Origin of the sequence: uncultured Polaribacter sp. (assembly GCF_947501385.1) — a bacterium.
GTDB lineage: Bacteria > Bacteroidota > Bacteroidia > Flavobacteriales > Flavobacteriaceae > Polaribacter.
Window position 1 is genome coordinate 69,300 of record NZ_CANMVP010000015.1, and the last position, 20,154, is coordinate 89,453.

Annotated in this window: 16 protein-coding genes and 1 tRNA gene; 6 read left to right on the forward strand and 11 right to left on the reverse strand. The window is 36.3% G+C overall.

Annotated elements, in window-relative coordinates; genetic code table 11:
• Positions 1–161 precede the first annotated feature (161 nt).
• On the forward strand, positions 162–2,516 hold the full coding sequence (locus tag Q0998_RS11105) for a hypothetical protein (RefSeq protein WP_299670076.1): 2,355 nt from the start codon (positions 162–164) through the stop codon (positions 2,514–2,516).
• Positions 2,517–2,964: 448 nt separating this feature from the next.
• Here Q0998_RS11105 and Q0998_RS11110 read toward each other — a convergent pair whose 3' ends face one another.
• From Q0998_RS11110 to Q0998_RS11155, 10 genes are all read right to left on the reverse strand, one after another.
• On the reverse strand, positions 2,965–4,227 hold the full coding sequence (locus Q0998_RS11110; protein ID WP_299670007.1) for a HAMP domain-containing sensor histidine kinase: 1,263 nt from the start codon (positions 4,225–4,227) through the stop codon (positions 2,965–2,967).
• 1 nt (position 4,228) lies between these two features.
• On the reverse strand, positions 4,229–4,903 hold the full coding sequence (locus Q0998_RS11115; RefSeq protein WP_299670009.1) for a response regulator transcription factor: 675 nt from the start codon (positions 4,901–4,903) through the stop codon (positions 4,229–4,231).
• A gap of 325 nt (positions 4,904–5,228) precedes the next feature.
• Positions 5,229–5,699, reverse strand: coding sequence for a hypothetical protein (locus Q0998_RS11120; protein ID WP_299670011.1), 471 nt, complete (start codon positions 5,697–5,699; stop codon positions 5,229–5,231).
• Positions 5,700–5,736: 37 nt separating this feature from the next.
• Positions 5,737–7,584 carry a hypothetical protein gene (locus Q0998_RS11125; protein WP_299670013.1) on the reverse strand — a complete coding sequence of 616 codons (1,848 nt, stop codon included), beginning with the start codon at positions 7,582–7,584 and terminating at the stop codon, positions 5,737–5,739.
• Complete coding sequence (locus Q0998_RS11130; protein WP_299670015.1) at positions 7,581–8,192, reverse strand: V-type ATP synthase subunit D; 612 nt, start codon at positions 8,190–8,192, stop codon at positions 7,581–7,583. Before Q0998_RS11130 ends, Q0998_RS11125 begins: the two co-directional genes overlap by 4 nt.
• On the reverse strand, positions 8,182–8,763 hold the full coding sequence (locus tag Q0998_RS11135) for a DUF2764 family protein (protein WP_299670017.1): 582 nt from the start codon (positions 8,761–8,763) through the stop codon (positions 8,182–8,184). Before Q0998_RS11135 ends, Q0998_RS11130 begins: the two co-directional genes overlap by 11 nt.
• Before the next feature lie 2 nt (positions 8,764–8,765).
• The gene (locus Q0998_RS11140; protein ID WP_299670019.1) at positions 8,766–9,359 is read right to left on the reverse strand and encodes a hypothetical protein; all 594 of its coding nucleotides are present in this window, start codon (positions 9,357–9,359) and stop codon (positions 8,766–8,768) included.
• Positions 9,352–10,683, reverse strand: coding sequence for a V-type ATP synthase subunit B (locus Q0998_RS11145; protein ID WP_299670021.1), 1,332 nt, complete (start codon positions 10,681–10,683; stop codon positions 9,352–9,354). The genes Q0998_RS11140 and Q0998_RS11145 overlap by 8 nt, the downstream gene beginning before the upstream one ends.
• Entirely contained in the window at positions 10,664–12,409 is a 1,746-nt protein-coding gene (locus tag Q0998_RS11150; protein ID WP_299670023.1) for a V-type ATP synthase subunit A, read from the reverse strand. The genes Q0998_RS11145 and Q0998_RS11150 overlap by 20 nt, the downstream gene beginning before the upstream one ends.
• Positions 12,410–12,427: 18 nt before the next feature.
• Complete coding sequence (locus Q0998_RS11155) at positions 12,428–13,570, reverse strand: universal stress protein (protein ID WP_299670025.1); 1,143 nt, start codon at positions 13,568–13,570, stop codon at positions 12,428–12,430.
• 462 nt (positions 13,571–14,032) lie between these two features.
• Here Q0998_RS11155 and Q0998_RS11160 point away from each other — a divergent pair, with 462 nt between their 5' ends.
• The 4 genes from Q0998_RS11160 to Q0998_RS11175 all read left to right on the forward strand — a co-directional run bounded on the left by Q0998_RS11160 (position 14,033) and on the right by Q0998_RS11175 (position 18,354).
• The gene (locus tag Q0998_RS11160; protein WP_299670027.1) at positions 14,033–14,827 is read left to right on the forward strand and encodes a universal stress protein; all 795 of its coding nucleotides are present in this window, start codon (positions 14,033–14,035) and stop codon (positions 14,825–14,827) included.
• A 167-nt stretch (positions 14,828–14,994) separates the two neighbouring features.
• Complete coding sequence (locus Q0998_RS11165) at positions 14,995–15,648, forward strand: succinate dehydrogenase cytochrome b subunit (RefSeq protein WP_299670029.1); 654 nt, start codon at positions 14,995–14,997, stop codon at positions 15,646–15,648.
• 8 nt (positions 15,649–15,656) lie between these two features.
• The gene (locus tag Q0998_RS11170) at positions 15,657–17,564 is read left to right on the forward strand and encodes a fumarate reductase/succinate dehydrogenase flavoprotein subunit (protein ID WP_299670031.1); all 1,908 of its coding nucleotides are present in this window, start codon (positions 15,657–15,659) and stop codon (positions 17,562–17,564) included.
• A 46-nt stretch (positions 17,565–17,610) separates the two neighbouring features.
• Positions 17,611–18,354, forward strand: coding sequence for a succinate dehydrogenase/fumarate reductase iron-sulfur subunit (locus Q0998_RS11175; RefSeq protein ID WP_299670033.1), 744 nt, complete (start codon positions 17,611–17,613; stop codon positions 18,352–18,354).
• Between the two features lie 731 nt (positions 18,355–19,085).
• On the opposite strand, the gene Q0998_RS11180 is transcribed toward Q0998_RS11175, so the two are convergent.
• A tRNA-Met gene (locus Q0998_RS11180) sits at positions 19,086–19,158 on the reverse strand.
• 109 nt (positions 19,159–19,267) lie between these two features.
• On the opposite strand from Q0998_RS11180, the gene era reads away from it, so the two are divergent.
• Positions 19,268–20,152, forward strand: coding sequence for a GTPase Era (era, locus tag Q0998_RS11185; RefSeq protein ID WP_299670035.1), 885 nt, complete (start codon positions 19,268–19,270; stop codon positions 20,150–20,152).
• Positions 20,153–20,154: the final 2 nt, after the last annotated feature.

Here is a 20,154-nt window from a genome sequence, read left to right on the forward strand (position 1 = left end):
ATCTCTATTTTATTAGGGTTTCTTAAACCTAAAAATTAAAAAAGCCTATCATGAAGAAGCACAAGCTTACCCTACTAACATGTATTACTTTTTTTATTATAGTTTATACATCTCGCATACACAGTCAAAACCAGGTAATTGTTCAAGATTCAGTCGCCGTTATGAATTTCCATAATGCTTTAGTAGATGCTGGATGGCCTCCTTTTTGGGACGTTACCAAGCCTGTAAGCTCTTACCCTGGAATAACGGTTAATACCTCCAAAAGAATCAGCGGGATTACCATTGACGGGAATACTCTGGGAATACAAGCCAGTCATTTGCCTGACGGTATTCAACACCTCCAAAATCTACAGGAACTGGGCACTTTAGCCATCCAAAATGTTTTGCTGGAAACTATTTCTCCGAGGATAGGCGATTTAACAAGCCTTCGATCTTTACGACTATGGTTCAATTACATTTCAAATCTACCTGCTTCTATTGGTAATTTACAAAATTTACGAACACTTGATGTTAGGGTTAATAGGCTTAACAGCTTACCTTCAACTATAGGGGATTTAACATTTTTAGCGAATTTAACGGTTGAAAATAATCGCCTAATTAACTTGCCTGATGACATTTCAAAATTAAACAACTTGGTTAATCTGAATATCTCCAATAACCAATTACAGACTTTTCCAATATCAATTTCAGAAATTCGATCTTTAAGAGAGATTAGAGCAAGTTATAACGAGATGTCTGGCGATATCCCAGAAATTATCTGGGATAGAAACGAAAATGTAGTTGACCCTATCCCATTATCCTTATATGTCGATCATAATAATTTGTCGGGTAGGGTTTTGGGTGAAGATACAGATGAATCCTTAGTCGATATTTTAGACATCAGTGCCAATAACTTTTTATTACAAGACCTGTTACCAGATTACGAAGATTTACAAACTTTTGGTGCTAGAGTAACGTTCATGCCTCAAAATAAATTTGGAGATGTTCAACAAATCATACTTCCCAGTGCTACGGAAACGACGGCTATTTTTGTGGAAGGCTATCAATCCTTGCCGTCCAATGAAGTACAATGGCTGTTCTATCGTAAATTAAGTGATAGAGGCCTCAACGAGAATCTAGCTGGAACGGAATATCCTTTAGTAAGAAGTAATGATCCAATAAATCAAGGCTTATATTATTGTAAAGTTACAAATCCAGCTATGCCAAACCTTGAAATTATCAGTTACCCTGTTCGTTTTATTTTATCTAATGAACCACCTGTAATTGAAACTGATGCTATTACATTTAGGACAGGTGATAACCCTGCACTTAATATTGATGTTAGCGATGATTTCACATATTTTGACCTTTTGGAGATTACCTACCCAAACGAAACAGAAAACCTACAATTATCATCTGGAAATATCATACCCAAAGTAGCGGGTTGGTTGGGAACAGATTTACTTACGGTATCTGTGACTGATGAACAAAATGCACTCACTACAAAAATTATTCCCATCACCATATTGCCTGAGGAAAATAAGGCACCGCTAGTAACACTTCCCAATATGATATATCCTGGCTTTCTTAGTAATCTTCCCCTTCCCCTTCCCTGCGAACCTGGAACTACAGGTTGTGATGCTTTGTATGTCTGGGAGGCACAAACCTTGATTGATTATTATATTAAAGATGACCTCACAAATCCTGATAATTTAGAATACACGATAAAGGAATGGCAAGCGGGCAGTACTAAGAACGTAAACGAAAAAGTATTTGTAGACATCACTGATCAACAAGGTTGGATGGGTAATGCTATGAATACCTATATTTTAGCTAATAAAGATACCATCGTTAGTCTTACCTTACAGGTAAAAGACCATGAAGGCCTAACAACAGAACGCCCTATACAATTGATATGTTCTACGACAAATCCTGGAAAACCACCATTAGTTTCAGAAATTCCAGATCAGATTATCGATTTTGATACGGAAGCTTTTCCAGATTTAAATCTTAATAACTATGTGACTAATGATTATGAAGAAAATGAAAATTTACTCTGGATCCATTCGTCTGACGCCTCCCTAACTGTAAATCTCGCAGATAGTATAGCCCTTGTAAAACCATCTGTTCGAGACACCCCATTTGCTGTCTTAGTAGATTATTTTGCCATCGAAAAGACAAATGCATGGCACGTGTCTACAGCAAAGGTAAATTATAGGGTATCTGAGGCACTAGATATAGATGAGTTTAATGGTAAAATGTTGCACCAAGATGTAATTTTATATCCCAATCCTGTTGCTGGGGAAAGCGAAGTATACCTAAGGTTTATTGATCGTACAAACGCTGATGGTATCATTACCATTTTTAACATTACAGGTCAAACTTTATTAACGTTTCCGTTTCATAATACGACTAGCAACCTATCTCTTAGCCTTTATTTAAATAAGCTTTTTAGTGTATCGCGAGACAAACTCTATTTTGTAAAAACAACATTAAGCGATGGAAGTTCTAGTGTTTTAAAACTAGTAAGAATGTAATAATAGCATCTTTATTTGAAACCTTACACATTAAAACCCGTTGTGCATTTTGAGTTAAATGTATTCCAAAATGTCAGTTCGAGACCCGAGAAAAATTTATATCAAGCGGTTGGAATGACGTAATGTCTCCTCGAGCGCAGTCGAGAGGTTAAAGAAGGTCTCGACTGCGCTCGACCAGACATATATTAATAATTTGTAAAACAGTAACTTACAAGCTACGTCAATGGTAGTGATTTTTGATAAAAAAATCGTATCGAGAACTAGTTTAGAAACGAAAATTCTTATTCTCGATACAAATTTCACTTAATTCAATCGTGAAATTCACTACCACTGACGTGTTTATATAATTATCTGATTTCAAGTATATTAATAGTTCTCGACTGCGCTCGAACAGACATATTTATAGACTAATTTACGTCATTATAATCGCTCGAATTGACAGAATTTATCAAAATGCACAACGGGTATTAAAATATAATGAAAGCTTATGTTTATTCTCATGGAGGTCATAATTAAGCCGAAACCCATACATTTCACATATTTTCTGATTAATAGCTAAACCCAATCCCAAAGACGTTGTTACTTTATTTCCTCTTTGAAAGCGATTGAACAATTGTGCAGTTTCTATGCTCGAAATCGCTCCTGTATTTATAATTTCGAATTTTTCTTCATTCAAAAGCATTTCAATAAACCCACCTTCTTGATTGTGTTGTACTGCATTTTTAATGAGGTTTGTAAATAAGATATTTGCTAAAATGAGATCACATTTTACCTTAACGGGATACAGTTTTACTTTTATTGTAAGATTTTTAAATTGAATCATTTCTTCCATATTTCCAACAATATTATCAACAATAGTATGAATATCAACACTATTTAGCCTTCTAAATTCTTGATTTTCTATTCTAGAAATCAAAGTCAAAGATTTTCCTATTTTTGATAGTTTATTGGCTTCTTGATAAACCGCTTTTACCCATTGAAGTTCTTTTTTGCTTAGGTTTTGACTTTCTAGAAGAAGCACCATCTTATTGCGAATAATAGCCAGAGGAGTCTGTATTTCATGGGCAATATTTTCATTGAATTCCTTAAGGTTATGAAAATCTTTTTTTACCTGATTCATCAATCCCGTAACAATCTTATTTAACTCTTGAAACTCACTAATGTTTGAAACTTCTAAAGATACTGGATTTTTTTTAGTGATATCGTAATTAGTAACTTTTGATAAGTTTTTAAAAAAAGGTTTCCAGGTCCATTTGTATATCACTTGATTGATAAAGAACAATCCTGTTATTAATAACAATATGATCAATGAAGTCGCTACGAAAAGCCATACAACCAATTCATTCATTTCTAAAAGAATATGATGAATCGAAACCCTAACTTTTTGAGAATCGACCTGTGTCGTAAATTCATACGTACGATAGGGAATAAATTTATTGGCATAGTCCTCATAAATTAAAGTATCTCTGTATTTATTAAGAACAGAAGAATCTTCTTTCAAAGGGTTTATCTCAAATAAATAGTTAGACGGCAGAAATGCTCCTTTTTCTTTAAGACTAAAAATAATACGTTCACTTTCATGTCTCAATATATCGTCTACCTCTTTGCTTACAAAATACCGAATAAGATAGAAGTCGGTTGCAACCATCAATGGAAAAAGAAGTACAAAAAAGACGAGATAGTATTTATTGGTTTTTGTGACTAAATTCATTTTATTCGCTGAATTTGTAGCCTACACTGTAGATTGACTTAATGTAATCGTTTCCTCCAAACTTGGTGATTTTTTTTCTCAGGTTGGCCAAATGTGTATAAATGAAGTTGAAAGAATCTACCATTTCAATATGATCTCCCCAAAGATGTTCAGCGATGGCTTCTTTCGTCAACAATCTATTTTTGTTAGCAACAAAAAAATGAATGATGTCAAATTCTTTTTTGGTTAGATTCATCAAACGGTTATTCACAAAAACCTCATAACTCCCAGGTTTTATCCGAATTTCATTAAAAAGGATTTCTTTACTTCCTTTGTAAACTTTTCTTCTGTATAACGCTTTTATTCTCGCATTAAGCTCCACAAGATAAAAGGGTTTGGTTAAATAATCATCCGCTCCTACTTCTAATCCATTTACTTTATCTCCAACCGCATTTTTTGCAGAAATAATGATAATACCTACATCAATATTCTCTTTCTTCACCTCCTTGATAATATCAAGCCCTGTGCCATCTGGCAGCGTAATATCAACAACCAAAATATCGTAAGGAAAAATCACTGCTTTCATGTAAGCCGATTGATAGTTGGGGGCAATTTCACAGACGTTACCTTGTTCATCTAAAAAATTCTTGATGTCCTTGAGAAGCTCTACATTATCTTCAATAACAAGTATTTTCATAATAGGTAAGTTTTATTTCCATTTGCTATCTGTAGTATCTTTCACCATTCAAATGTTCTTTTACATTTTATTTCTATACCATCAATTGTTATCTTAATATCTTTGTTCCAAAAACAATACTATTCTACTCTCAAGAAACAACAACCTTAAAATCTAAGGAAACACACTTTTTATAATTTATAAAGTTCTAAAAAAAGTTGTGATCAAAACATGATTCTTATCATACCAAAACACCTCTATTTTAAAAGCACTATATGTGAATTCTAAAAAGACCATTATTTTTTGAAAAGAGTGCTTCAGATTGCAGTACTAAATTCATGTCTTGCTATGAAGAAGTTGGCAATCCTGTCATAGTAAATATCATGACGAATAAAGCAACCGTTTCTACTACACCGATAATCATAATATATTTTGCGGTATCATTTGCACCTGCAGCAATAGCATCACAGGCTCTAGCTCCGGCTTTTCCTTGAAATATGGCTGAACCAGCCATAGCAGCACCAGCAAAAAGTCCAATGAGTATTTGCCAGAAATAGGAATCAGGGCTCAGATTCGCATCAGCGATGGCGTTTTTTAGAATCATCCCGTAAATAACCTGAGAAAGTGGTGCACCCACAAAAATGAGTAAAGCAGTTGCTGCTTTATCACCATTGATTATCATTTTTTTCCAAGCTCCAATAGCAGCCATACCTGCTATTCCAGTTCCTATTGCAGATCCTATTGCAGCAATACTTAAAGACACGCCCATGTCTCCTAATCCTTTTACTGTTGTTTCAATGAATGCGATACTTGTCATGATTTCATTTTTAAAAGTTCAATAATTTCTTTATCTATTATTTTGTTGTTAATGATTGTGTTCCTTCGTTCTCAAATGCATCTAATGAAGCTATCAATTTAAATGGCTTATAGGCTTCCCCTGAAAATTGTACCCCAAGATGTCCTGCAAACTCTAACATATTTAAACGGATGCCGTGTACCATGACTGCCATTAATGCCAAGGCAATATTTAATCCATGTCCTAAGAACAAGGCTACCGCTGCCATCACTAAATCTAAAATACCCAACTCTAAAATTCCATTAGGTACTATCATATTATTAAAGCTTGAAGCTACAGCGGCTGTTGCCATACCAACTGCAAAAAGCCGAACATAAGAAACAATATCAGAGAAACCACTGATGAGGCTCAATGGCAAATTGGCCACAGATATCCCCATGCTTTTCAGAAAGTTTTTGCTTTCCACAGCAAATAACGTCACCAATAATGCACCTGCTATAAATAACCAATTGTTCCAGTCTGGTGCAGTTTTCCCCAGTACCAATTGTTCTGTTAAAAAAAACAATCCCCAAACCAGACAAATCCACCCCAGTTCACTCAATGCTTTTATGGAATTTATAAATTGAAAAAGTCGAACGCTATGGGCAATCGTTAAATGTATTGCGCCGATGAGAAAGGAAAGATGCATCATAAACGAAATATTATCTACGCCAAAGCTAGAGATCTCTTGTATGATTAAATTGTTTAAAAAAGGGATGGCTGCAATTTCCTCGGCTCCAAAGTAAGTGCCGCTCAAAACTCCCCAAATAATGGTTGTGCTACTTAATACATACATTAGAAAACGCATTTGGGATGCCATTTTTTTACGAAACAATAAGGTAATCAACAAAAAAACAACTCCATAGCCCGCATCTCCAACAAGCATGGCAAAAAACAATGCAAAAGCAACTAAAAAATAAATAGATACATCTACTTCTTTATAACCTGGCACGATGTCTATAAACTTCATGACGGGATTTATGATACTGATCCATTTGGGATTCTTAATATACACTGGAACATCTTCTGGTTTCTCAGGATCCGATATGTTGTAGCCCCAATGATGTTTTTCAGCAGCAGATATAAAAGCATTAACAGTATACTTTGGAATATAGCCCTTTAGATATTTCAGCCTACCTTTTATATCGCCCATGCCCTCTAAAGTTTGTTGAACTCCCAATCGATCTTTTAAAAAAATAAGATAATCTTCTAAGGATGTTATGCTATTAGATTGGTCTTTCAAAAACAACTCTATTTCAGCAAGTTGTCGTTCTTTCCTTTTGATTTGCTGTCTGATATCATCAATTAACAATTCAGGCAGTACTGCTTCTTTCAAGTTCAGTTTTTCAGATGCGTCTCTTGTAAAGAACGCGATAGGCACCTTGCCGCTCTGTTCGGGGAAAACCGCTATGCAATGGTTTTTGGTTAATGATTGCGCAAGTTGTTTGTCTACCAGATGCAAACGGATATATATATTGTTCTCTTGTAAGTATTTAAAATCTTTGATATCTATAGGTTCACCCCAGGTTTGATACCAAGTTAGCTGTTGGTGAAGTTCATCAAGTCTATTTTTGCATTTTTGTCGAATAGCAACGGTCTTTAATACACGACTTATTATCCGTTTAGGATCCTTTGTATTGAATGCTTCTCTAGTGGTTTGATCATTTTTATTATTTGCATCCTTTTGAAGGATAGCGATTGCACTCTCGGTGCGGTTGATCTCTTCTGCGCACCTTTCTATTAATTCACCAAAAGGTTGATTGACTTCTTTGATATCTACAACACCAAGTTTACCGAGTTCATCTACCGTTTCATCTACTGAATGCGATGTGGTAAAAAGCAGTATTTCCTTCATTCGAACAATCATAATAGCACTTTTTTATCTTGTTTTTTCTTTTTTACAAGCTTAGCGCACCCTATGGCCAGTCGCTCCACATCTCCTAAATAAATTTCAATTTTTCTAATATTATGTATAGTTTCTGGTATAAACACTTCTTTGAGCGCATTTTTCATCCGACGGGCTTCAGCCAATTCTTCTTGTAACAGTTCCCTATTTTTCTTCTCAATAGCCATTATAACATGATTTGTTTTTTGATCCTTTACAACCTCAATCATAGCATCCACCCATAAAGGTGTGGAAAAAAGATCTACTTCTGTGTTTTCAAAAATAATATCGACAAATGCTTTAATGGTCACTCCAACAATTTCTCGCTTCTTATTGATAACACGGTCTACTTTTACTAAATTAGACACATCAACAGCATCCTCAGCCATTACAGCTACCCATTTTTTTGTTTCCTTATTCGCTTGTTCAATCGCTTTTTCTAAACGTTCTATAGTATATTCGATGGTTTGTACAACTTCTTTTAACTGTTGTTCTTTCATTTCGAAAACAGGTAGTGCCGTTCTATATTCTCTGAGTTCTATCTTTAAAGCAGCCAAAGAATTCTTGTTCATTAAAATCTTATCTGCCATGTTCAGTCTTTTTTATGGTTTGTAAAAAAACTCCAAAACCTTTATCGGTATCAAAACTCCACCATCGAAGCAACAACATTAACTTGAGTTTATAGCATATTAAAGCTCCAAAGTCTGTATAATGACCAATGGAGAGTGCTTCCAGTTTATTCCATTGTAACTTGAGTAACTGTATCTCTTCATCTAATGGATTTCCTGGTATTATAGGTAGCCATCCTTTTTTTGATGATGTTTGTTTCGAGTTGTTCCTCCGTAACATACGCAAGTCTTTGATGTCATTTTTCATGGCAAAAACATATTTTGAGAAAGCTGCCAATACCGTATTTTTATTTTTCTGAAATATCATTTTATGGATAGTTTCCAGATTCATTTGACACAGAAGATGGTAATCACTCGGCGTTAGAAACTTTGCTGCTTCTTCATCAAAAATTGTGATTACATTTTTCTCTTGTCCTGAAGATTCAGCATATTTTATAAGCGTAGAAAAAACCTTTGAACGTGTATCTTCTGTGTCTTGAAAAGATAAGTACGGTAAGCTACTTATTAAATATTCCAGATTTCCAGTGATCATATTTACTGTCTGTTTTTTAGTAGATTCATCCACTTTCTGCTTAGGTGGTTATTTAAGAGTTCGGCAACTTCTTCTGGCGTAATATGGTAACTCCAACCTTGGTCTGTATTAGCTATTGACAACCCGTTCAGTATATTATCATCTTTGATTAAGGAGACAATATTTTCTGATATTAGCAAACGCAGATGAACATGATCAGCTAGCTTTTGGTCAAAATCTTCTGAGAGTTTTAACCTTACTTCACTACCAACGTTCTCAATTATTTTTATGACCGTAGATTTTATTAAATCAGGGTTGAAAGCTTCATTAACTTCCTTTTTTAATACCGCCTGAAAAAGCTTCAATAAATCGTTTTGCACGGTAATATAAAGATCTCTGGCCGCTTGCCGAAGTGCGCTTTCTCCTTTGCTGAGGGTAGCTTCTGCCTCTCTCTGGGCTTCTATAAGAATCTGTTTCCTTTTTTCTTCGGCACTCCTCACTATTTTTTTTGCTTGCACCTGCGCATCTTCCACTATTTTTTTTGATGCGATGTCAGCAGCATCAATAGCCTCAGATTTTAGCGTAGCAATCAGCTTATCCAGTGTTTTATCACTCATCGATATTATCTTTTAAAATTTTGAACTTCCCTTTTTCTGGCCAATACCCTTCGATTAATTTTGATGAAAGCCCAACCTCTTCTTTTTTGAAATATTTTGATAAAACATCCCAACATAGATCCAAGGCATCTTCCAGTTCAAGAAAACGGAATGGATCCATCAATTCCTTTTGAAATGTTTTACGGTACTTCAAAAGTCTTAGGGAATAGTCATCTTTTACCGATCCGAATTTCTGTGCTTTCACCTTTTCTTCAGATTCCGATAACAATCGAGCCATGGCATTCATGATGCTTCTATGGTCGTGGCGAGTCTTATCATTAACCTGCTGTTTCAATCTACTTAATGAACCAAATAACTCTAAATACCCGTCTTTCATGTAGAATTGACCTTCTGTGATATACCCAGTATTATCGGGTACGGGATGGGTAACATCATCCATGGTGGTTACTCCAAGAATGGTCAAACTACCAGCTCCATCAATATCAGCGGCTTTTTCGTAACGACTTGCCAATTGTGAATACAGATCTCCTGGATACCCTTGATTGGCTGGTATTTGATCTTGGGCATTGGCTACCTGTCGCAAATAATCTGACCACTGGGTCATATCCGACAATAGCACGAAAACATTTTTTCCTTGAAGCGCGAAACGTTCTCCGACAGCTAAGGCCAAATCTGGCACCATCAAACCTTCAACAATAGAATCTCGATGCGTATGCACAAACATGATGGTCTTGCTTTTACTCCCAGATTCTTCGATTCGTTGCTTAAAATAATGAAACTCATCATATTTTAAGCCTACACCGCCAATAATAATGATGTCTGCATCAGTCTGTGTGGCTATGTTGGCCAATAATCGATTATAAGGTTCCCCAGCTTTAGCAAAAATGGGTATCTTTTGCGACCGTACCAAGGTGTTGAACACATCAATCATAGGTACACCAGTATGAATCATTTCTTTAGGAATCAATCTTTTTACCGGGTTGATAGATGGTCCTGCCACCCGAATCATGTCTGATAGCAGTTCTGGACCACCGTCGATAGGTTGCCCATTACCTGAATAGACTCTTCCTAACATATCATCAGAAAACCCTACCTGTACAGGTTTTCCAAGAAAACGAATTTTACAGTCAGTAGAAACACCAAAGCCACCACCAAATAATTGAAGCGTTACTTGATCACCATCTAAAGCAATAACCTGCGCAAATGCCTTCTCTCCATTTGGGTATATTACCTCTGCGAGCTCTTTGTTGTGCACACCTTTGGCTTTTATACTAAGAATGGCTCGCCCGATACTGTCTATATTCTCATATGTTTTCTGTAGCATGTTTCTTTCGCTTTAATAGATTTAACAGTTTGGACTTTTGTTGCTCAAATTCTATAGCATCGACTCGCATTATATTCCAATCAATATAGGTTTGTCTTATCAAATTAAAATGTGAACGAATTCCTTCTTTTCCTTTGATCGCTATTGGGGCATCAATAATGGCTTTTAACACATCGAACATCAATCGTAAACGGTTTGGTGAGGTGACGCCATCTACGTCATGAAAGCTATTCTGCTGTAAAAATACCGCATCGACCAACTCGGCTTTTTGATACTGAATATAGGTTTCGTCGGTTATTCCCTTTTCTCCCATCAGAATAATATTTGCAGCAATACTCTTGCCTTCTCGAAGCAGTTCTAGTAGGAAGGATACTTCTTCTTTGGTTAGCAATGAGGGATATTTAGAATTACTATCGATACGATCAATAGCCGGATATTTTCGGGCATCGGATAATGCTCTTGACAATCCCCAGAAAGCACCCGTGCTCAATAGAGTAGCTTGTGTAACAGGTTCATCAAAATTTCCACCTGCTGGAGATACAGTACCTATAATACTTAGCGATCCTGTATTTCCATCCGCAAGAATGTCAACACCTGCACGGTCATAAAATGCTGAAATAAGCGTAGAAATGTACATTGGAAATGCTTCTGGACCAGGAATTTCTTCTTTTCTACCTGAAGTTTCTCGAAGTGCTTGCGCCCAGCGTGATGTTGAATCGGCTAGAATCAGTACGTTTAGTCCTTGTTTTCGGTAGTATTCTCCTATCGTTGTAGCTAGATATACCGATGCTTCACGTGCCGCCACGGGCATGGAAGAGGTGTTCCCTACAATGAATGTACGATCCATCAAAGAATTCCCTGTTCGTGGATCTATTAATTTGGGAAAGTCCTTAAACACTTCCACAGCCTCACCAGCACGTTCTCCACAGGCGGCAATAATTACAATATCTGCTTGTGAGTGTCTGGCTAGGCTGTGTTGTAGTACTGTTTTACCTGCTCCAAAAGGTCCTGGATTACATGCCGTTCCTCCATAAGCTATCGGAAATAGGGCATCAAGGATTCTAATACCTGTTGGCATTGATTCTATGGGAACAGAACGTTCATAAAAAGGCATCGGCTTTTTTACGGGCCAGTCGAATGCCATTTTTAAGGACATAGAAATACCCGAAGCATCTTGAATCATAGCAATATCTTCTTCTATAGTGTAGTCCCCTTCTGGTGCAATACGTTCAACCGTATAGTTGCCTTGTACTGAAAAAGGCACAAAAATCTTGTGTTGAAACATTTTCTCGGGCACATAACCAAGTATGGATCCCCCAGTAACTATGGCTCCGATAGCTACAGATGGGGTAAAGTGCCATGTTACGACAGTATCTAAGGGTTCTACAATGAGACCTCTTTCAAGGAACCATTCTTTTTTTGCGAGTTCGTATAAAGGGTTTTGAAGACCGTCTGTTACAGAACTCAGTATGCCAGGACCTAATTTCACAGACAAGGGAAGGCCAGAGAACTCTAACAAATCACCTACTTTCATCCAGCTAGTATCTTCAAAGACCTGTAGGTAGGCTATTTTACCTGGCTTCACATCAATCACTTCTGATTTGAGACGTGTACCATCCTCTATGATAATATATGCTACTTCACCATTCATCACCGCTCCTTCTATAATTCTAGCACCAACCAATGATTCATTTACGCTGACTACTTTTCCTTTTGCTTTTTGCATTCTTTTTAGGTGTTTTTTTTAGCTTCCTCTTAGCTTACGTACCTCTTCTTCTATTTTCGTATACCAAATTTTATCCTTTATTTCCATTCCTATTTCTCTATACTTTTCTGCTTTTTCAGAATCGTTCAGTTTTTCATACACTTTAGCCAATCCAAAATAAGCGGGTACATGCATGTTGTTGATATTTAAACATGCCTTTAATTGAACAATTGCTTCTTGGTAAAAACTATCTTCCATTAGTTGTACTGCATTCTTATAGAGTTTTTCTATATCACGAATATTTATTTCCAACTGTAAGCTAATCATATCCTCTGATTTTAAGGTAAGAAAAGAGCAGGGCACTTCTCGAACTACCTTTTCTGTAACACTTCCTATGATCAGACGGTTCAACCCAGTTCTTCCGACAGTTCCCATAACAAGTAAATCAACCATTTTTCGGGAAATTGTACTGAGTATTTCTTCGGCAGGATTTCCTTTAGGTGTTTCTTTGATCCACTGTAAATCAGACAGATTGAAATTCTTCAGAAAATCATCAAATTTCAATTTATGTTGAGCACAGCGTGTAGTATTTTCTTCTTCTCTGTCCTTTTCAGATGTAAACCAAGTGGAACCTTGCAATTCGCAGACTCCGAGAATGGTCAATTCTGCCCTAAATCGACGAGCCATAATGATGGCAGTCTTAAGAGCTCGTTTTGAGGCTTCAGAAAAATCAACTGGACAAAGTATTTGTTGTACATTAAGAGATGTACCTTCTTTTACTACAAAAACAGGTTTTTCACTTTTTTGAATGATTCTTTCGGTTGTGGTTCCCAACTGAAATCGGTCTCCTTTTTGGCGTTCTCCAGAGCCTGTTATAATGAGATTGGCATTAACATCTAATGCAACCCGAACAATACCATCATGTGGTGAACCGAAGGTTAAAACTGGTTTTCCTGCATCTGCTCCTCCACTTTTTATCTTCTTTGCGGTCTCCTCTAACTTCAATAAAGCCATTTCACGCAACAATAATCTTGCTTTTTCTGTCACAGTATCGTCAGGAATAATATGAACTGGAATAATCTCCGATTGAAAAATCTTTGAAAGCTCCATCGCAGTTTCTAATACATTTTTAGAGGATTCACTAAAATCCTGTGCCATTAAAATCTTATCTAATATTTTCATTTTTTTTTAATGTGGTGCCTGTTTATCTAATTAGGTTCTTACACTTATCGGTTATTGAATCCATGATATTCAGACAGATATTCATATTGATTTTATTTTATAAAATTATTATCTAATCCTTTAGAAAAACTTAAGAAGAGTATTCGACTTAAAAAATAGTTTCTATAAAAAGAGTCTTTTCATTAATTCTAAAATGTGTCTAAACAAATCAGCCACATCTAACCTTATAGAAATCACATGAAATTAACCCATGATTCTTTTCATTACTTCAAAGAAGAATCAACAAACGGTTTGTATTTTCAATTTAAGCTTTAGTTCACCGTTTTCTAGTTTCTAAAGGTTTGCTAAAGATTCTGTTCCTAAATTTGTATAAAAAGTAAGATAGATTAATAAGGTTTATGAGGAAGCATGCCTTATAAATTCCAATTGAGATACTACACTTACATTAAAATATTGTGTAAAATGAATAAGATTCTTGTTCCTGTAGATTTTTCAGGCACTTCTTTAAACGCTTTGTCCTATGCCATTCAATTATTTGATGGTTCGCCAGTTGAAATAACAATTCTTCACGTTTACGGAGCAAGGTCAAACGCGGCTTTGCTTATGAAATCAATAGATAGTGTACTATTAAAAGATGCACGAAACCAAATGGATGAATTGATGCAAAAAATACAAAAAGAACATCCTGATGTTTTTCTAAAACCCAGATTAACTAACAACTATGCTATTTCTGCTATTGCATCCTCAGGCAATAGTGGTAACTACGATTTTATAGTTATGGGCACTAAAGGAGCTAGTGGACTCAAAGAAGTTTTTATTGGAAGCGTAGCTGGTGGTGTCATTTCTAAAACTACTGCTCCTGTAATTGTTGTTCCAGAAGGATACAGTTTTCATCCTCTAGATGAGATTGTTTTTGCCATCAGCAACAATAACTTTTCTAGCGAAACAGTAGATCCTTTACGTAAGATTGCAGCAATGCACAAAAGTAAAATCAAAGTGCTTCATATCTCAGATAAAAAAACAACAGATATTCAACTGGCTTTAAATACTATAAAAGATTTAAACCCTTCCGTAACCTATGCCTTTGGTACTGGTAACACGAACCGAGACCTAAACGATTACCTCACAAAAGACCATTCTGGATTGCTTTGCCTTGTGCGAAGTAAGAAAGGATTTTTTGATCGTATTTTAAACGAAAGTGTTACTTTAAAACAGACCTTTAATAGCCCTATACCACTACTTATGTTACATAATTAAATCTATAAATATGAAAGAATTATTTATAATACTGCCAATAACTTCTGCATTTGCTCTTCTTAGTTGTGGTTCAACAAAAAATACTCCAAAAACTCCGTTTCAAAATCTAAACCTAATAAAATTGAGTTACCTATAGTTTCATATTCATTCAAAAAGATAAAAAATCGATGTTTTTTAGAAAAGGAATCATTGCACTTACTGGTTTGTTTTTGTGTCTTTTTTTGATTGTACACCTATCAGCCAATTGTATTTTATTATTACCAGAGGAAACTGCCAGAGGGCTTTACAATTCGTATTCAACAACCTTAAGGGAAAGTCCATTAATCAAGATTGTAGCCTATGTGTTGTACTTATCCATTATTTTTCATGTTGTGTATGCCTTTTTAATTACCCTAAAAAATCGCAGGGCGAAACCACATCGTTATTTGGTTAGTAACTCCAAAGAGAATAGCAGTTGGACTTCTCAAAACATGGGACTTTTAGGTATTATGGTATTGTTGTTTATTGTAGTTCACTTGGCTAACTTTTGGGTACGTATTAGATTGGGACTTGGCGAAGAAGTTAGCATAGATTCAGCGGGTTATACCGATGTCTATGAAGTTACTTATAGCCTTTTCCAAAATATATATTATGTGGTATTCTATACACTTTTGATGATTCCTCTTGGGTTACATCTTAATCATGGATTGAAAAGTGCCTTCAAGACCTTGGGATTCTATCATAAAAAAGGACTGCGAATAATTGCCAAAGCATCTTTAGTATATGCAGTTATTATGTCTATAGGCTTCGGTATTATTCCTGCTATTGTATACTTTAAATAACTGTTAAGATGCTAAATTCAAAAATTCCAAAAGGGCCTTTAGAAAATAAATGGCGTAACTACCAGATAAAGTCACAACTGATCAATCCTGCCAACAAGAAAAAGTTAAATATCATCGTTGTAGGCTCTGGTCTCGCAGGCGCAGGTGCTGCCGCTACCTTGGGAGAACTTGGCTATGACGTAAAGTGTTTCTGCTACCAAGATTCCGCCCGTAGGGCCCATTCCGTTGCTGCACAGGGCGGAATCAATGCCGCGAAAAATTACCAGCATGATGGTGATAGTGTATGGCGCATGTTCTACGATACTTTAAAAGGAGGCGATTTTAGATCTCGTGAAGCCAATGTTTACAGGTTGGCCGAATTATCAGCTCCACTTATTGATCATTATGTACAACAGGGTGTCCCTTTTGCGCGCGAATATGGTGGGGTGCTAGTCAATCGTAGTTTTGGTGGTGTACAAGTGCAACGTACATTCTATGCTCGTGGGCAGACAGGGCAACAGCTTTTGTTGGCCGCTTATTCGCAATTGTATAAAATGAAACGGGCAAAAAAAGTAGAAATGTACCCACGCCATGAAATGTTAGATTTGGTTGTCATTGACGGAAAAGCCAAAGGTATTATAGTAAGAGATTTGGTTAGTGGAGAGTTAAAACGATTTGCCGCTGATGCAGTGGTATTAGCCACAGGAGGCTATTCCAGAGTTTTTCGCCTTTCTACTCTAGCTATTGGATGTAACGGTAGTGCGCTTTGGAAATCCCATAAACGAGGTGCTTATTTTGCTGCGCCTAGTTTTACACAAATACATCCTACCGCCTTGCCGCAAACCAGTGAAGCCCAATCAAAACTTACCTTGATGTCAGAATCACTACGAAATGATGGACGCATATGGGTGCCGAAAAAGAAGGGAGATGACCGAATAGCAAATCAGATTCCTGAAGAGGAGCGTGACTATTATCTGGAGCGACTCTATCCTAGTTTTGGAAATCTCGCCCCTAGGGATATTGCTTCAAGGGCAGCCAAAGAACAGATTGATGGTGGTTATGGGGTTGGGCGACTCAAAAATGCGGTCTATTTAGGTTTTAAGCACGCCATTGCGCGCCTTGGTATCGAGACCATAAAAGATAGATATGGCAATCTTTTCGCTATGTACAAAAAGATTACAGGCGTAGATGCCTATTTAGAACCCATGCAAATATCACCGGCGGCCCACTTTTCCATGGGAGGTCTTTGGGTAGATTATGAGTTGATGACCACCATTCCAGGATTGTATGCCATTGGCGAGTGTAACTTTTCGGATCATGGAGCCAACCGTCTGGGAGCGAATTCCTTGTTACAGGCCAGTATCGATGGCTATTTCGTATTGCCTAATACTATCAACAATTATTTGGCAGAGGAATTGAAAGCCGACCATCCAACGACGAAGCATCCAGAGTTTGATAAGGTGCAAAAAGAAGTGGAACAGCAAATAGCTAAGTTGCTCTCGATTAAAGGCAGCAAAACAGTAGATTATTTTCACCGTGAACTTGGTAAGGTTATGTGGCAGGAATGTGCTATGAGCAGAAACAGGAAAGGACTGGAAAAAGCGATTGTCCAAATTAAAGAACTACAAGAGGCCTTTTGGAACGAAGTCAACGTAACTGGTAGTGACAAAGAAATGAATACCGAGTTGGAAAAAGCCCTACGCTTGTCAGATTTTATAGCCTTAGGCCTCCTCATGTGTACAGATGCACTACAACGAGAAGAGTCCTGCGGAGCCCATTTCAGGGAAGAATACCAAACAAAAGATGGTGAGGCCATGCGCATTGATGATACATTTTCGTTTGTTTCGGCTTGGGAGTACAACAAGGGTCATTTTAAACTTCATAAAGAAGCATTGGAGTTCGAAAATGTGAAACCCACCGTACGAAGCTATAAATAACGATTACAAAACCATGATACAATAATACCAAAACCGAAAAAAAGAAATGAAGGTAATATTCAAAATCTGGAGACAGGACAACGCAAATACGAAGGGCGGTTTTAAGTCGTACGAGGTAGACCAGCTTACAGAAGACATGTCTTTTCTCGAGGCGCTGGACCATCTAAACGAATTATTGGTAGGGCAAAACGAAAAGGTCATTGCCTATGAATACGATTGCCGGGAAGGAATCTGTGGGCAGTGTGGTGTGTTTATCAACGGGCGGGCACATGGGCCGCATGATCATATGACCACATGTCAATTGCATATGCGAAGTTTTAAAGAGGGACAAACCATCGTCGTAGAACCTTGGAGAGCAGCTGCTTTTCCCGTAATCAAAGACTTGGTGGTAGACCGTTCTGCATTGGATAGTATCATAGAACAAGGCGGTTATATCAGCGCTAAAACTGGTACAGCACCAGAAGCTAATGCTCTACTCATTGGTAAAGCCGTTGCGGACAAGGCTATGGATGTTGCAGCCTGTATTGGTTGTGGCGCCTGTGTGGCCACTTGTAAAAACGCCTCTGCAGTATTATTTACTGCTGCAAAGGTGAATCATCTAAACAGCTTGCCCCAAGGAGAACAGGAAGCCTCAAAGCGGGTACTGGAAATGACCCAGCAAATGGAACTAGAGGGATTTGGGAGCTGTACGTTTACAGGTGCTTGTGAAGTGGAATGCCCTGAGGGGATATCTATTGTTAATATCGCAGAGATGAATGCCCGAAGAACCAAAGCAAAATGGTTGAGTTAGTCACCTTTTAGACACTGTTAATTATTCTTTCTATAGCGATTTAACAATTGTGTGAAAAATCATTTTCTATTCACCATGTACTTAATATACAACTCCAAAAGGTTGGAAATTAAGCAGTCGTTTATTTTTATTATTTCCCCAAACTATAAAGACATAATTCATGTTTAAAAATTGGAGTACCATCAAATACACCTCGATGAAAAGAAAAAACACGAAATAGTTCCATTACCAATTACGGAATGTTAAGCAAGCAGACTTAATTTCAAAGTTTGAAGATGGAATGGGATGAATACATTGTTAACTTTAGGTTGATATTTGTTAAAATATTCGAATGTACAATTAAAATTACCTCATGTAAATATTGATTTTCTAATGGCTTTATAAGAGATCTATGTATTACTAATAACTAAAAGATGAAATAAATTCCTTTTCTTAGACGTCTTAATTTCAGTGACAAGATGGTTTAGATTTAGTTGTAAATCATTCTTTAAATAGTCGTATAACGAAAATTTTTTCAATTTCTCGTTTAAAGGAGGGAATATTTCATGCATCATTCTCTTTTTTGAAATAGAACAACAAATTTAAAAACGAACGTCTATTTGAATGTTACGCCAGTATTATTTTTATAGTGCTAATATATTAAAAACACTCGATTGATATTTTTTATTTATTTACAAAAATTTCAATTTAAGGCATAAAAAAAGAGTAACCATTTCTGATTACTCTTGTTGTAGCGGGAACTGGACTCGAACCAGTGACCTTCGGGTTATGAGCCCGACGAGCTACCTACTGCTCTATCCCGCGATTTGGACTGCAAAGATACAATACAATCTAAGAACAATCCAAATTTTATTTTAATTATTTTTTAATGCTCTAAATTCTAATCAACTATAAAAACAATTACCTTTGCAACATGACACATAAAGCTGGTTTTGTAAATATTATTGGAAATCCTAACGTAGGTAAATCAACATTAATGAATGCTTTGGTAGGAGAAAAACTATCTATTATTACTTCTAAAGCACAAACTACAAGACATCGAATTTTAGGGATTGTAAATAGAGACGATTATCAGATTGTTTTTTCTGACACTCCTGGTATTATAAAACCTGCTTATGAATTGCAATCTTCTATGATGGATTTTGTGAAATCTGCCTTAGATGATGCGGATATTCTTATTTATATGGTAGAAGTTGGTGAGAAAGAACTTAAAAATGAAGGCTTCTTTAAAAAAATAATCAGCAGTGAAATACCCGTTATTTTATTATTGAACAAAATTGACAAGTCTACTCAAGATGAAGTGGAAGAAAAAGTTAACTATTGGAAAGAAAAAGTACCAAACGCTTATGTATATGTAATTTCTGCTTTAGAAGGCTTTAATATTGGAAGCTTGTCTGAAAAAATTGTAGAATTACTACCAGAAGCGCCACCGTATTACCCTAAAGATCAATTAACCGACAAGCCAGAACGTTTTTTTGTAAACGAAAAAATTAGAGAAAAGATCTTAATTCATTACAAAAAAGAGATTCCGTATTCTGTTGAAGTAGAAACAGAAGAGTTTAGTGAAGAAGAGCATATTGTTAGAATTCGTTCTGTTATTATGGTAGAACGCGAAACTCAAAAAGGAATTATTATAGGTCACAAAGGTTCGGCGATCAAAAGAGTTGGCGCAGAAGCACGAAAAGATTTAGAAAAATTCTTTGAGAAAAAAGTGTATATAGAATTGTATGTAAAAGTAAATAAAAATTGGCGTAGTGATAAAACACAACTGAAGCGTTTTGGATATAACAACAAATAGCT